The sequence below is a fragment of the Polaromonas sp. P1_E1_2 genome, assembly GCF_056406035.1.
The window spans coordinates 1-12,146 of the sequence record NZ_JBFUAZ010000057.1 but is presented as its reverse complement, the minus strand read 5'-3'; the positions used below and the strand labels follow the sequence as shown (position 1 = coordinate 12,146).

The following is a 12,146-nucleotide window of genomic DNA, read 5'->3' as shown; positions in this document are numbered from 1 at the left end:
ATCAGCTCCACGATGCGCTGCAACGGTGCGAGGGGCCCATGTGCGAACGCATGCGCTGGCGTATCGACGAGGCGCACACCGCACAGCACCTTTGGCAGCTGCGGGGAGAGATATTCCAGCTGATAGCCCGCCAGTTCTATCAGGAAGAGGCAGCGCGGCGCATCAATGCGCTGCTGCCCGCCTTCTCCGGCTGGCTACCGGCGCACATGCTGACGCGGGTCTAGAAGCGCCATTTTTTTGGCCAGAACCCGACGGCAACTTGAGATCGAGGTGTTTTAGTGCTGCAACGCTTGATGATCGCGCGCAATTAGCTATCTTATTGATAGCAAAACCGCCGACTCCAACCGCACCCGAACGGGACCTGTTTACAGACAACGGCTGGCCGGCATGGCTGCAGTTCACGCGGGAACACCGCGCTGGCCGTTGTTGTTATTTCGTACCGGCGGCCTGTGCCATGCGTTCGCTCTTCCAGTACACGTCGTCACCGCCATTCATGCGGTTGAGCACGCGCGACAGAACGAAGAGCAGATCGCTCAGGCGGTTGAGGTAGTGGCGCGGCGACTCCTTGACCGGTTCGACCGCACCCAGCGCGACCACCGATCGTTCGGCACGGCGCGCCACCGTGCGGCACACATGCGCAAGCGACGCGGCACGCGAGCCCGCCGGCAAGATAAATTCCGCCAGGCGCGGCAGTTTCGCGTTGTGTTCGCCCAGTGCGTCGTCCAGCAGCGCCACGGCTTCGGGCTTGAGCAGTTCAAAGCCGGGAATGGAGAGTTCGCCGCCCAGGTTGAAGAGCTGGTGCTGCACCTCCACCAGCAGGTCGCGCACGCCCGGGGGCAGCTCTTCGCACAACAACACACCAATGTGCGAGTTCAATTCATCGACATCGCCCATGGCATGCACACGCAGGCTGTCCTTGGACACACGCGTGTTATCGCCCAGGCCGGTGGTGCCGTTATCGCCGGTGCGCGTTGCGATCTGTGAGAGTCTGTTGGCCATGGTCTGAGACGCGGTGAAGCGCGGTGAAAGTGCATGAAGCCCAAGCGTTACGCCGGGCAAGAAAATGTGTCGTCGTACGCCATCATGTGAGTGAGGAAACACCCTGCAAAACTGCTGGCCGCAACGGGCAGGCTGGGTTGCAATGGCTGCTTGTCCACTCTTTGAAAGACTCTTCGCATGACCATGCACACGACAGCAACACAGCATCCAAAACATTCTATTCCCGGCTTCGAGTTGCGCAGCGTGCTTTTGGTGGCGGCACTGGCTATGGGCGCTGCTGGCGCCGTGCGGGCCCAAACCGCTCCTCCCTCACCTGCAAGCCCCACCAGCCCGCCCTCCCAGATGGCGCCTTCCGGCACGCCGGGCGCCGTACCGCAAAACCGCACCACCAGCAAGGACGTCGAGGCGGCTTTCGGCCGTGCGGATACCAACAAGGACGGCAAGCTTGATCGCCAGGAAGCCGAGCACCTGCCGGCCGTGGCACAGCGTTTCGAGCAGATCGATACCAACCACGACACCTTTATCTCGCTGGCCGAGCTCACCAAGGCGGCCACCGGCTCCTGACAGTCCCTGATGGCCCCTTGAGGGGGCGGCCTGCTTTGTCTCCCCCGCTTCATGCGGGCGCTCCAGCGGTCATGGCTGGGCCTCCGGCCTCGTTGGCGCAAACGGCGCGCACGTCGTAAACTGTGCCACCGACCCGGAGACACCATGAACGCCCCCCTGCCCACGCACCTGCTTCCCGAAATCTGCCAGCGCGAAACTCCTGCCGCGCTGATTGACGCGCTKAAAGCCCGCTTTGCCGAGCGCTGCTCAACCGCCCTGGTAGTGCGCGAGCAGCATGGCCGCGACGAATCCTCCTTTGCCGCACCGCCGCCTTCGGCCGTGGTGTTTGCCGAAAGCACGCAGGACGTGGCAGATGCGGTCAAGCTCGCCGCCCAGTTCAACGTGCCCGTGATCCCCTTTGGTGTGGGCACGTCGCTTGAAGGCCATCTGCTGGCCGTGCAGGGCGGCATCAGCATCGACGTGAGCCGCATGAACAAGGTGCTGTCCATCAATGCCGAAGACCTGACCGTTACCGTGCAGGCGGGCGTGACGCGCAAGCAGCTCAATGAAGAGGTCAAAAGCACGGGCCTCTTCTTCCCCATCGACCCAGGCGCCGACGCGACCCTGGGCGGCATGAGCGCCACGCGCGCCAGCGGCACGAATGCGGTGCGCTACGGCACCATGCGCGAGAACGTGCTGGCACTGGAAGTCGTCACCGCAGACGGCAGCGTCATCCGCACCGGCACGCGCGCCAAGAAATCATCGGCGGGCTACGACCTCACGCGCCTGATGGTGGGCAGCGAAGGCACGCTGGGCGTGATCACCGAAGTCACCGTCAGGCTGTACCCCCTGCCTGAAGCCATCTCCGCTGCGGTGTGCTCCTTTCCGAGCATCGAAGCTGCCGTGCGCACCACCATCGAGATCATCCAGCTGGGGGTTCCGATTGCGCGCGTCGAGCTGATCGACCACAACACGGTGCGCATGGTCAATGCACACTCCAAGCTCACGCTGCGCGAAGAGCCCATGCTGCTGATGGAGTTTCACGGCTCACCCGCCAGCGTGAAAGAGCAGGCCGAGCTGGTGCAGGAGCTCGCCAGCGGCCACGGCGGCAACGCGTTTGAATGGGCCAGCACGCCGGAAGAGCGCACGCGCCTCTGGACCGCCCGTCACAACGCCTACTTCGCGGCCATCCAGTCGCGGCCCGGCTGCCGCGCGATTTCCACCGACACCTGCGTGCCGATTTCGCGCCTGGCCGATTGCCTGCTGGAGTCGGTGGCCGAAGTCGATGCCAGCGGCATTCCTTATTTCCTCGTCGGCCATGTGGGCGACGGCAATTTCCACTTCGGCTATTTGATCGACCCGACGATTCCCAAGGAGCGCGAAGTAGCCGAAGCACTGAACCACAAGCTGGTCACCCGCGCGCTGGCGCTTGAAGGCACCTGCACGGGCGAGCATGGCGTTGGCCTGCACAAGATGGATTTCCTGGTAACCGAAGCCGGTGACGGCGCGGTCGACATGATGCGCACCATCAAGCGTGCGCTCGACCCGAAGAACATCATGAACCCGGGCAAGATTTTCTCGCTGTGAAGCGAGCTCTACTGCGCGTTTGCAGTGCGATCTATAACCACCCCCGTCCGGGCTCACTTCGTGTAGCCCGTTCCCCCCTCGAGGGGGCGGCGCCTTGGGCCGGCGAAGCCGGACCCTCGGCCCCCACTGGTGAATACCCCCACTGAATACGCCCTGAATCTTCGAGCCAGCATGAGCCGCGGAACCGGCTTTGCCGGGCCGCAGGCACCGTCCCCTGCAAGAGGAAAAGGGCTACACGCAGTGAGCCCGATAGGGGTGTGCCAATTTTCGGCTTTGCCGGGCCGCAGGCGGGCGGCCCCGGAGGGGCTGGAGCCCGCGGCTCCAAGCCTGCCTGCRCAGGCTTGGACGGGCGACAGAGGCGAAGCGTCTCGCGAGCCGCGGCCTGCAAGGCCTCGGGAGCTACACGMAGTGAGCGACCGTGGGGGCTCAATTACTTCTGGATATCACTCATCTTGCAGCCCTTGGCCAGGAACATGCTGGTGAGATGTTCCTTGCGGCCCTGTGCCTGTTGGCCCTGCAATGCAACGGCCTGTTGCTGCGCGGTTGCGGCCTGCTGCTGGGCGACGCCGTTATTGGCGGCCTGTTGGGCCGTATTGCCTGCCAGCTGCTGCACGATGCCGCCAAACATGCCGCCCAGGCCGCCGCCGAATCCGCCAAAGCCGCCGGCGTTCTGCGCCGCTGCATTGGCCGCTGCGGAGGCCAGTGCAGTTTGCACCACCGCTCCTGCTACCTGACTCCCTGCATCTGCGGGGGCTACAGCGGCCGGTGCCGCGGTGTACTGGGCGGCGCGCGTGACCACGCTGTCCATCTGTCCGATCTCGCCATAGATCTGCTGACACGAGAGGTCGTTGTCCGTCATCTTTACGCGCTCGATGGTTTGCGCAGATGCGGCGGCAGCCACCAGGAAAAGCGCCAGTGCGGCGGCAAGGGAGTGTTGTTTCATGACCGGTCCTGCAATGGGTAAGGTTGATGGAGGTTGGGGGAAAACGCGGGTAAAAAATTTCGGGGCTACTTCTGCACTTCCGAGAGCTTGCAGCCCCTGGACAGGAACAAACCAGTCAGGTGGTCTTTGCGCGCCCTGGCCTGGACCCCCAGGCCGCCACCAGCCCCCTGAGCCGGCGCCGTGGCGGATACTGCAGCTGCGGCACCGGTGCCCGCCAGCAAGGAGCCCAGCATCCCTGCGCCCAGCGCACCGGCGATGCCGCTGGGCTGCGCGGGCGATGGCGCGGCGGAATTGCGCCCGTTTTGCTGGGCCGCTGCCATGTTGTTGGCGATTTGCTGCTGGTACTGGGCCGATAGCCCTTGCTGCGTGGCCAGCGCGGCGGTCGGCGCATGCATTTGCGCCAGCGTGAGCGCGCCACCGGGCATGGCGGCCGCGGGCGCTGCGCTGAGAACCGGCAGGCCCGGGCCAGCCAGGGCCATGGTGGTGTCCATCTGCTGCGCCTCGGCGTACATCTGCTGGCAGCTGAGGTCGTTGTCCGTGAGCTTGACGCGCTCAATGGTTTGCTGCGCCTTTGCGGCCTGAGGCGCCAGGGCCATCACCACCGCAAGGGTGGCGCAGGCGCCAAGGCCGGCAAACCCCTCTCGCCAGCCTGGCTTGAACCAGTCTGTTATGTCCGAGACGGTGGTAACGCCGAACCGGGCCAGGTGAGCGCTGCGGAAAGAACGGTTCGCCAGGTAATTCATACGCAAACACACAAATAATTACATGTAGTAACAATAAGCATGTGGGCGCCAGCCGTCACCCGCTTTCTGGAGAAAGCCGTGTAAGAGTCACAAAAGTCGTGAATTAGTTCACATCTTGAGTATCACCGACCGATTCACCGGCGAAAAATAACCCAAACAGTCTACTTGTTGCCGCGCAAGCGCTCGATCAATCCGTTGAGCTCGTCCATCGAAGCGAACTGGATGGCCACCTCGCCCATGTCTTCGCGCCGGCCGTTGCGCTTGACCTGCTTTTTGATGCGCACTTCCACATTGGCCATCAGCAGGTCGGCGAGTTCTTCTTCCACACGGCGTGTGTCGCGGGACTTTTCCTTGGTGGCTTTTTGCGGCTTTAGCGAAAACTCGGCGCTGAGTTTTTTGACCAGGCTTTCGGCCTCGCGCACCGACATTTTTTTGGCCGAGATCTGGTTGGCCGCGGTGATCTGCGCGGCACGGTCCAGGCCCAGCAAGGCCCGCGCATGGCCCATGTCCAGGTCGCCCGCCATCAGCATCGTTTGCACCGGATCAGCCAAATTCAAAAGCCGCAGCAGGTTGGAAGCAGCGCTGCGCGAGCGGCCGACGGCCTGCGCGGCGAGCTCGTGCGTGAGGCCGAATTCCTTGACCAGGCGCTGCAGGCCGTGGGCCTCTTCGAGTGGGTTGAGGTCTTCGCGCTGGATGTTTTCGATCAGCGACATCGCGGCGGCCGACTCGTCGGGCACGTCGCGCACCAGCACCGGCACCTCGTCCAGCCCGGCCAGCCTGGCCGCACGAAAGCGCCGTTCGCCGGCGATGATTTCGTACTTGCCGTCGTTGGCGCCGCTGGTCAGCCGGCGGACCAGGATGGGCTGCATGATGCCCTGCACCTTGATGGACTCGGCCAGCTCGTAGAGCGCGCCTTCGTCCATGCGGGTGCGCGGCTGGTACTGGCCGGCGACCATGTCACTGAGGCGCAGCGAGGCCGGCAGGCCCGGGCTGTTGGCTGTGCTGCTGGCGTTCTCCGCGTCCGTCGCGCTTTCGCTGACCTTGGGGCCGAGCAGTGCTTCGAGCCCGCGGCCCAGGCCTTTGGGTTTTTTGGTGACCATGGTTTTATCTTTCTTTCAATTCGTCATTGCGAGCCGGGCGTGAGGTCCCCGCCCAGAGATTGCAGCACGCCGCGCCAGAGGGCGTCGCGCTCTTCATAAGGTTGTGCATCCTGTTTGCCGCTGGCCTGTTCCCACACCGAGGTGAGCACCATCACAATGCCGGTGGACGGCTGCACATACACCGTCTGGCCGTGGATGCCCTGCATGGCAAAAGTGCGTGCCCGCAGCGGCATGAGCCAGAACTGGTAGCCATAACCAAAGTAAGGCGTGGCCTTGCGCGGCTTGAACGCAGGCGGCTGGCGCGCCGGATCCGTGGCGTCCAGCAGGTAGTCCAGCGGCAAGACCTGCAATGCGCCGGGTTTGCCGGTCGCCTTGTCGATGGCACGGCCGTCATTGGCCAGCAACTGGCCCAGCCGCGCCCAGTCGCGCAGGGTGGCGTTGAAGGCGCCGTAGGATTGCTCCTGCCCGTCGGCGGAGATGCGCCAGAAGGCATCATGTTCGGCGCCCATGGGCTTCCACAGCCACTCGGTGGTGAGCTCGGACATGTTCTTGCCGATGGCGGCCACCACCACGCGGCCCAACACGTCGGTCTCGGAGCCGGCATAAACGAATTTTTCACCGGCCGGCGAATGCCGGTCAGTGATGGACTTGAGCACATCCAGCGGCATGCCGGCGCCCGGCGTTCCGGCAGAAGCGCGGGCGAGCCGGGCAATATCGTCCTTGCCGTCATAGCGTTCGGTAAACGTCAGGCCCGAACTCATGCGCAGCAGCTGGCGAATTGTGGTGGCGCCATAGGGGCTGCCGGCAAGGTCTTTGGCGTATTTCTCGGCGGGGTCGTCAAGCGAAGCGATCAGCCCCAGCGAGAGCGCCTTGCCGACCAGCAGCGAGGTCACGCTCTTGGCCATGGAGAAGGACAAAAAGCGCGCGTCATCCTTGCGGCCGTAGCGGTAGTGCTCGGCGATGATCTCGCCGTTTTTCAGGATCAGCAGGCCGGTGGCGCGCTGGCGGTCCAGGTAGTCGGCCAGCGTGTAGTTCGTGTTTTTGTAGCGGTAGCTGACCGCCGCCGGGCTGGCTGCGCGCGGCAAGGGGCTGGCCTCGGCCGGGTGCCCGACCACGCGGGTCCGCACCCCGGGCACTTTGTCGAGCGCTGACCAGGAGCCAACGCGGTAAGGGTTGAGCTGCCAGTTGTTCACGTTGCCCAGCGGATAATTTTGCGATTTTCCAAGCAGCTCTTCATCCGGCTCGGCATGCAGAGAACCACTCGCCCATATCGCCAGCACTATCAGGGCGAGTTGCAGGTAGCGCGCGCGTTGGTAAAAAAATGAGGTCATGGGCCAGGGGTGATGCCGGGTGAAGGTTCAATGGCCGGTGAAGTCAGCTCCTTGAGCTGCAGCAGCCGCAGGTACGCTTCGGGCCAGCCGCCCAGGCCGCTCTCGGCATTCAGGTGCCCGCAAGGTCCGGCGTCCACAAAGGTAGAGCCCCACGCGGCCGCGAATTGCCGCGCCCGCTGGATCGCGCAGAAAGGATCGTCACTGCTGGCAAACAGCGCGCTCTCAAACGGCAGTTTGTTCAGCGGCGCTGGCGACCAGCTGGGCAGCAGCTCGCGCACGTCCTCGCGGTCAATGTCGGGTGGAGCCACCAGCAGCGCGGCTTTGACGCGGTGAATGTTCCTGGAGTGGCTGGCCCAGGCCGCCACCAGCATGCAGCCCAGGCTGTGCGCCACCAGCACCGCTGGTTCGTCGCAGGACAGTAGCACCTCTTCCAGGCGCGCCGTCCAGTCGCCGCGCAGCGGGTGCATCCAGCTGTGCTGCTCCACGCGGGTGTAGCCGTCGGCCTCCTCCCACAGCGTTTGCCAATGGCCGGGGCCGCTGTTTTTCCAGCCGGGAAGAATGAGGACGTTGTCGGGTTTCATGTCGAAAGAAGATTGTTTGCTATGATTTTTATAGCTGCTGGCGCAAGCCCCCATTGGGCCACAGGCACTATTGGCATATAAAACTGCACCCTGGCGCGGTCACATTGCCTTGATGCGGTCCACCATTTCTTCGGCAAACGTGACGAAAGCCTGCGCGCCCCTGGAGGCCGGGTCAAACACCACGCCGGGCAGGCCGTAGCTGGGTGCTTCGGCCAGGCGCACGTTGCGCGGGATCACCGTGTTGAACACCTTGTCGGAAAAGTGTTCCTTGAGCTGGTCGCTCACCTGCTGCTGCAATGTGATGCGTGGGTCGAACATTACGCGCAAGAGGCCGATGATCTGCAGGTCTTTGTTGAGGTTGGCGTGCACCTGCTTGATGGTGTTGACGAGATCGGTCAGGCCTTCGAGCGCAAAGTATTCACACTGCATCGGCACGATCACGCCGTGTGCGCAACACAGGCCGTTGAGCGTCAGCATGCTGAGCGACGGCGGGCAGTCGATCAGCACGAAGTCGTACTGGCTGTCGACCTCGGCCAGCGCCAGCTTGAGGCGCTTTTCGCGGCGCTCGACATCCACCAGTTCGACCTCGGCGCCGGCCAGTTCGCGATTCGCGCCCAACACGTCGTAGCCGCACTTTTCACTGTGCACGCGCGCCTCGACCACCGAAGCCGATTCCAGCAGCACGTCGTACACCGTCATTTCCAGCTTGCGTTTGTCGACGCCCGAACCCATGGTGGCATTGCCCTGCGGATCCAGGTCGATCATCAGCACACGCTGGCCGACTTTGGCCAGGCCCGCGGCCAGGTTCACCGTCGTTGTTGTCTTCCCTACCCCACCCTTTTGGTTGGCTACGCAGAATATTTTGGCCATGTGTGCTTTTAGTTTTTGTTCGAGAGAGGATGCGAAATGCGATGGCGGCTTATTTGGAGACCGCGAGCTTGAGGCCGAAGCCGATCAGGAAAACGCCGGCCAGCTTGTTGAGGACCGCCGTGATTTTCGGGTTGGCGCGTATGCGCTCCGCCAGGTGATAGGTGATCATGACCGAGGTCAGGCCATACAAGAAAGTCAGGGCCGCAATCGTGGCCGCCATCACGGCGAAAGTCTTCAGGCCCTGGTGCAGGGCCGGATCGACAAACAGCGGGAAGAAAGCCATATAGAACACGATGGCCTTGGGGTTCAGCAAGGTGATCATCATCGCCTGCTGAAAGTAGTGGCGCGGCTTGATATTGAGCAAGGGCGCGTCGCCGGGCTTGGCCATCAGCATCTTGATGCCCAGCCAGGCCAGGTAAACCGCACCCGCCCACTGGACGATATGAAAAGCCGTCGGGTAAGCCGCCATGATGGCCGACACCCCCGCGACCGCCGCCCAGAGCAAAACCTGGTCGCCAGCAATCACGCCGAAAGTCGCACCCAGGCCGCCCGCGATGCCGCCCTTGCTGGTCGAGGTGATCAGCGCCAGGTTGCCCGGGCCGGGAATCAGCAAAAACACAATGATGGCGACGACAAAAGCGCCGTAGTCGGCGATGCCAACGAATGAGCCCAACATGGAGGTTCTCCAGAAAGTAGAGAGAAGTGAGGCTGTGAGTTTACGACAGGGGTGTGCCGCAGAAATGCCAAACTGGCCCGATCAAGGCCGATTTGGCATTCGCGAAGGGTTCTTTTTGTGCCCGAACAACGGGCCGAGGCGCTCGGCCCCGGTTTTCAGGCCGGGCTGGCGGCGGCTTTCGCCTGCATCCAGACAATGCAGCGCTCAGCATCCAGCCCCGGAACCTGCAGTTGTTCCACGTGAAACACTTCAGCGCCGGCTGGCAGGGCGGCAATTTCGTCGGCCGGGTGCTTGCCCTTCATGGCCATCCACACACCTTGCGGTGCCAGCGCGTCGGTCGACCAGTTGGTGAAATCGACCAAGGACGCAAAGGCCCGGGAGCAAATCACATCAAAAGAGGTGGTGATGGTTTCGACCCGGGCGTGCAGGCCGGAGAGGTTGGGCAGCTTCAAAGCCAGCGCCGCTTGCTTGATAAACGCGGCTTTTTTGGCCACCGTATCCACGCAAGTCACCGCTACGTTGGGGCAGCAAATCGCGACGACGACGCCCGGCAGGCCTGCACCGGAACCCACGTCCAGCAACTTGGCGCCCTCCTCCAGTCCGGCTTTCTGCAAATGCCGCTTCAGCGGAAGCACCGCCGCCAGGCTGTCCAGCAAATGGTGGGTCAGCATTTCCGCCGGATCACGCACGGCCGTGAGGTTGTAAACCTTGGTCCATTTGCCGATCAGGTCCTGGTAATCCAGCAGCTGGCCGACTTGCGCATCGGTCAAATCCAGCTGCAGCGCCTTGAGGCCGGCGCGCAAATCCTGTTCACCGCCGCGCATCAGGCCTGGGCTTTTTCGGTGGAAGCCCCGGCCGCCTGGAGTGGCGTCGTGTTTTTCCAGAGGTTTTTCTTCAGGTGCACCAACAGCAAGGAGATGGTGGCAGGCGTGATGCCGGAGATCCGGGAGGCCAAGCCTAACGTTTCGGGGCGGTGTTTGGCCAGAGTCTGGCGCGCCTCAAAGCTCAGCGCCGACACCTGCAGGTAATCCAGGTCGGCGGGCAGCTTGAGGTTTTCGTAGTGTGATGCCCGCTCGACTTCAGTCTTTTGCAGGTCGATATACCCGGCGTACTTGGCCGTGATCTCGATCTGTTCGATCACGCTTTTGGCCATGTCGTCGCTGRCTGCCGCTTCGGCTGCCAGTTCGGGGTTGGCGTACTTGCCCTCTTCCAGCGACATCAGTCCGGCATAGTTCACATCCGGGCGACGCAGCAGGTCCAGCAGGTTGTACTCCCGTTCGATGGATTTACCCAGAACCCGCTCGGCTTCAGCCACCGGCAGGTTGTTGGGATTGACCCAGATTGCCCGAAGCCGGGCTGTTTCACGTGAAACAGTGTCGCGCTTGCGGTTGAAGGCATCCCAACGGGCGTCGTCTACCAGACCCAGTTCCCGGCCTTTTTCGGTCAGGCGCATGTCGGCGTTGTCCTCGCGCAGCATCAGGCGGAACTCGGCCCGGCTGGTGAACATGCGGTAAGGCTCAGTCACGCCCTTGGTGATCAGGTCGTCAACCAGTACGCCCAGGTAGGCTTCGTCGCGCCGCGGCAACCAGGCTTCCTTCTCCTGACACTGCAACGCAGCGTTGATACCGGCGAACATGCCCTGGGCCGCCGCCTCTTCGTACCCGGTGGTGCCGTTGATCTGGCCGGCAAAGAACAGACCGCCAATCGCCCGGGTTTCAAAGCTGGATTTCAGCGCCCGCGGGTCAAAGTAGTCGTACTCGATGGCGTAACCGGGCCGCAGGATATGGGCGTTTTCCATCCCCGCCATGGATCGGACCAGGTCGTACTGGATGTCAAAAGGCAGGCTGGTCGAGATGCCGTTGGGATAGATCTCGTGCGTGGTCAGGCCTTCCGGTTCCAGGAAAATCTGGTGGCTGTCCTTGTCGGCGAAGCGGTTGATCTTGTCTTCCACGCTGGGGCAATAGCGCGGACCGACGCCGTCGATCTTGCCGGTGAACATGGGGCTGCGGTCAAAACCGGATCGGATGATCTCGTGGGTTCGCTCGTTGGTGTGGGTAATCCAGCACGGCATCTGCCGCGGATGGGCTATGCCACCACCCATAAAGCTGAACACCGGCACCGGGCCTTCAGTACCGCCCGGCATGCCGTCGCCGGGTTGTTCGGTGCATTTGCTGAAGTCGATGGTGCGGCCGTCGATGCGCGGGGGTGTGCCGGTTTTGAGCCGGCCTTGCGGCAGCTTGAGTTCCTTGAGCCGGGCCGAAAGCGATACCGCCGGCGGGTCGCCCGCCCTGCCCGCCGAATAGTTATTGAGCCCCACATGGATCTTGCCGTCCAGGAAAGTGCCGGCTGTCAGCACCACCGTGCGCGAACGAAAGCGAATGCCGACCTGCGTCACCGCCCCGACAACCCGGTCGCCCTCGACCATCAGGTCGTCGACCGCCTGCTGGAAGAGCCACAGGTTGGGCTGGTTCTCAAGCTTGCGGCGAATCGCCGCCTTGTACAGAATGCGGTCGGCCTGCGCGCGGGTGGCGCGCACGGCCGGGCCCTTGGAGCTGTTCAGGATGCGGAACTGGATGCCGCCTTCGTCGGTGGCCAGCGCCATCGCACCACCCATGGCGTCCACCTCCTTGACCAGGTGGCCCTTGCCGATCCCGCCGATGGACGGGTTGCAGCTCATCTGCCCCAGGGTCTCGATGTTGTGGGTCAGCAGCAAAGTCTTGCAGCCCATGCGTGCGGAAGCCAGCGCGGCCTCGGTGCCGGCATGGCCGCCACC

At 63.3% G+C, this 12,146-nt stretch carries 13 protein-coding genes; 3 read left to right on the top strand and 10 right to left on the bottom strand.

The features are described from left to right. Positions 1-224: hypothetical protein (locus AC1D1P_RS05225; RefSeq protein WP_477672291.1), on the top strand; the 224-nt coding region annotated here is incomplete at its 5' end. A 205-nt stretch (positions 225-429) separates the two neighbouring features. Here the strand turns inward: AC1D1P_RS05225 and AC1D1P_RS05220 are convergent. Then, positions 430-999 carry a cob(I)yrinic acid a,c-diamide adenosyltransferase gene (locus tag AC1D1P_RS05220; RefSeq protein WP_477672290.1) on the bottom strand — a complete coding sequence of 190 codons (570 nt, stop codon included), beginning with the start codon at positions 997-999 and terminating at the stop codon, positions 430-432. 177 nt (positions 1,000-1,176) lie between these two features. Here AC1D1P_RS05220 and AC1D1P_RS05215 point away from each other — a divergent pair, with 177 nt between their 5' ends. Next, positions 1,177-1,563 (top strand): EF-hand domain-containing protein, encoded by a 387-nt coding sequence (locus AC1D1P_RS05215; protein WP_477670379.1) that lies wholly within the window; start codon positions 1,177-1,179, stop codon positions 1,561-1,563. Between the two features lie 144 nt (positions 1,564-1,707). Next, positions 1,708-3,129: an FAD-binding oxidoreductase gene (locus tag AC1D1P_RS05210; protein ID WP_477670380.1), complete on the top strand. Its 1,422-nt coding sequence runs from the start codon at positions 1,708-1,710 to the stop codon at positions 3,127-3,129. Positions 3,130-3,559: 430 nt separating this feature from the next. Here the strand turns inward: AC1D1P_RS05210 and AC1D1P_RS05205 are convergent, their stop codons facing one another. The 9 genes from AC1D1P_RS05205 to mnmG all read right to left on the bottom strand — a co-directional run. Continuing rightward, positions 3,560-4,072 (bottom strand): hypothetical protein, encoded by a 513-nt coding sequence (locus AC1D1P_RS05205; RefSeq protein ID WP_477670381.1) that lies wholly within the window; start codon positions 4,070-4,072, stop codon positions 3,560-3,562. A 65-nt stretch (positions 4,073-4,137) separates the two neighbouring features. Further along, the gene (locus AC1D1P_RS05200; RefSeq protein ID WP_477670382.1) at positions 4,138-4,815 is read right to left on the bottom strand and encodes a hypothetical protein; all 678 of its coding nucleotides are present in this window, start codon (positions 4,813-4,815) and stop codon (positions 4,138-4,140) included. A gap of 161 nt (positions 4,816-4,976) precedes the next feature. Then, complete coding sequence (locus AC1D1P_RS05195; protein WP_477656353.1) at positions 4,977-5,915, bottom strand: ParB/RepB/Spo0J family partition protein; 939 nt, start codon at positions 5,913-5,915, stop codon at positions 4,977-4,979. Between the two features lie 23 nt (positions 5,916-5,938). Further along, complete coding sequence (locus AC1D1P_RS05190) at positions 5,939-7,246, bottom strand: serine hydrolase domain-containing protein (RefSeq protein ID WP_477670383.1); 1,308 nt, start codon at positions 7,244-7,246, stop codon at positions 5,939-5,941. Then, positions 7,243-7,827, bottom strand: a complete 585-nt coding sequence (locus AC1D1P_RS05185; protein ID WP_477670384.1) for an RBBP9/YdeN family alpha/beta hydrolase — start codon at positions 7,825-7,827, stop codon at positions 7,243-7,245. The genes AC1D1P_RS05190 and AC1D1P_RS05185 overlap by 4 nt, the downstream gene beginning before the upstream one ends. A 99-nt stretch (positions 7,828-7,926) precedes the next feature. Further along, positions 7,927-8,697, bottom strand: a complete 771-nt coding sequence (locus tag AC1D1P_RS05180; protein WP_477670385.1) for a ParA family protein — start codon at positions 8,695-8,697, stop codon at positions 7,927-7,929. A 49-nt stretch (positions 8,698-8,746) separates the two neighbouring features. After that, positions 8,747-9,373, bottom strand: coding sequence for a LysE family transporter (locus tag AC1D1P_RS05175; RefSeq protein ID WP_477670386.1), 627 nt, complete (start codon positions 9,371-9,373; stop codon positions 8,747-8,749). Between the two features lie 155 nt (positions 9,374-9,528). After that, positions 9,529-10,197: a 16S rRNA (guanine(527)-N(7))-methyltransferase RsmG gene (gene rsmG / locus AC1D1P_RS05170; protein WP_477672289.1), complete on the bottom strand. Its 669-nt coding sequence runs from the start codon at positions 10,195-10,197 to the stop codon at positions 9,529-9,531. After that, on the bottom strand, positions 10,197-12,146 hold a 1,950-nt coding region (gene mnmG / locus AC1D1P_RS05165), incomplete at its 5' end, for a tRNA uridine-5-carboxymethylaminomethyl(34) synthesis enzyme MnmG (RefSeq protein WP_477672288.1). The genes rsmG and mnmG, both read right to left, overlap by 1 nt.

Bases quoted from the DNA above. Each gene is read 5' to 3' on its own strand.
- AC1D1P_RS05185 (WP_477670384.1), bottom strand. From the start codon at position 7,827: ATGAAACCCGACAACGTCCTCATTCTTCCCGGCTGGAAAAACAGCGGC.
- AC1D1P_RS05215 (WP_477670379.1), top strand. From the start codon at position 1,177: ATGACCATGCACACGACAGCAACACAGCATCCAAAACATTCTATTCCC.
- rsmG (WP_477672289.1), bottom strand. From the start codon at position 10,197: ATGCGCGGCGGTGAACAGGATTTGCGCGCCGGCCTCAAGGCGCTGCAG.
- AC1D1P_RS05205 (WP_477670381.1), bottom strand. From the start codon at position 4,072: ATGAAACAACACTCCCTTGCCGCCGCACTGGCGCTTTTCCTGGTGGCT.
- AC1D1P_RS05190 (WP_477670383.1), bottom strand. From the start codon at position 7,246: ATGACCTCATTTTTTTACCAACGCGCGCGCTACCTGCAACTCGCCCTG.
- AC1D1P_RS05220 (WP_477672290.1), bottom strand. From the start codon at position 999: ATGGCCAACAGACTCTCACAGATCGCAACGCGCACCGGCGATAACGGC.
- AC1D1P_RS05175 (WP_477670386.1), bottom strand. From the start codon at position 9,373: ATGTTGGGCTCATTCGTTGGCATCGCCGACTACGGCGCTTTTGTCGTC.
- AC1D1P_RS05195 (WP_477656353.1), bottom strand. From the start codon at position 5,915: ATGGTCACCAAAAAACCCAAAGGCCTGGGCCGCGGGCTCGAAGCACTG.
- AC1D1P_RS05180 (WP_477670385.1), bottom strand. From the start codon at position 8,697: ATGGCCAAAATATTCTGCGTAGCCAACCAAAAGGGTGGGGTAGGGAAG.
- AC1D1P_RS05200 (WP_477670382.1), bottom strand. From the start codon at position 4,815: ATGAATTACCTGGCGAACCGTTCTTTCCGCAGCGCTCACCTGGCCCGG.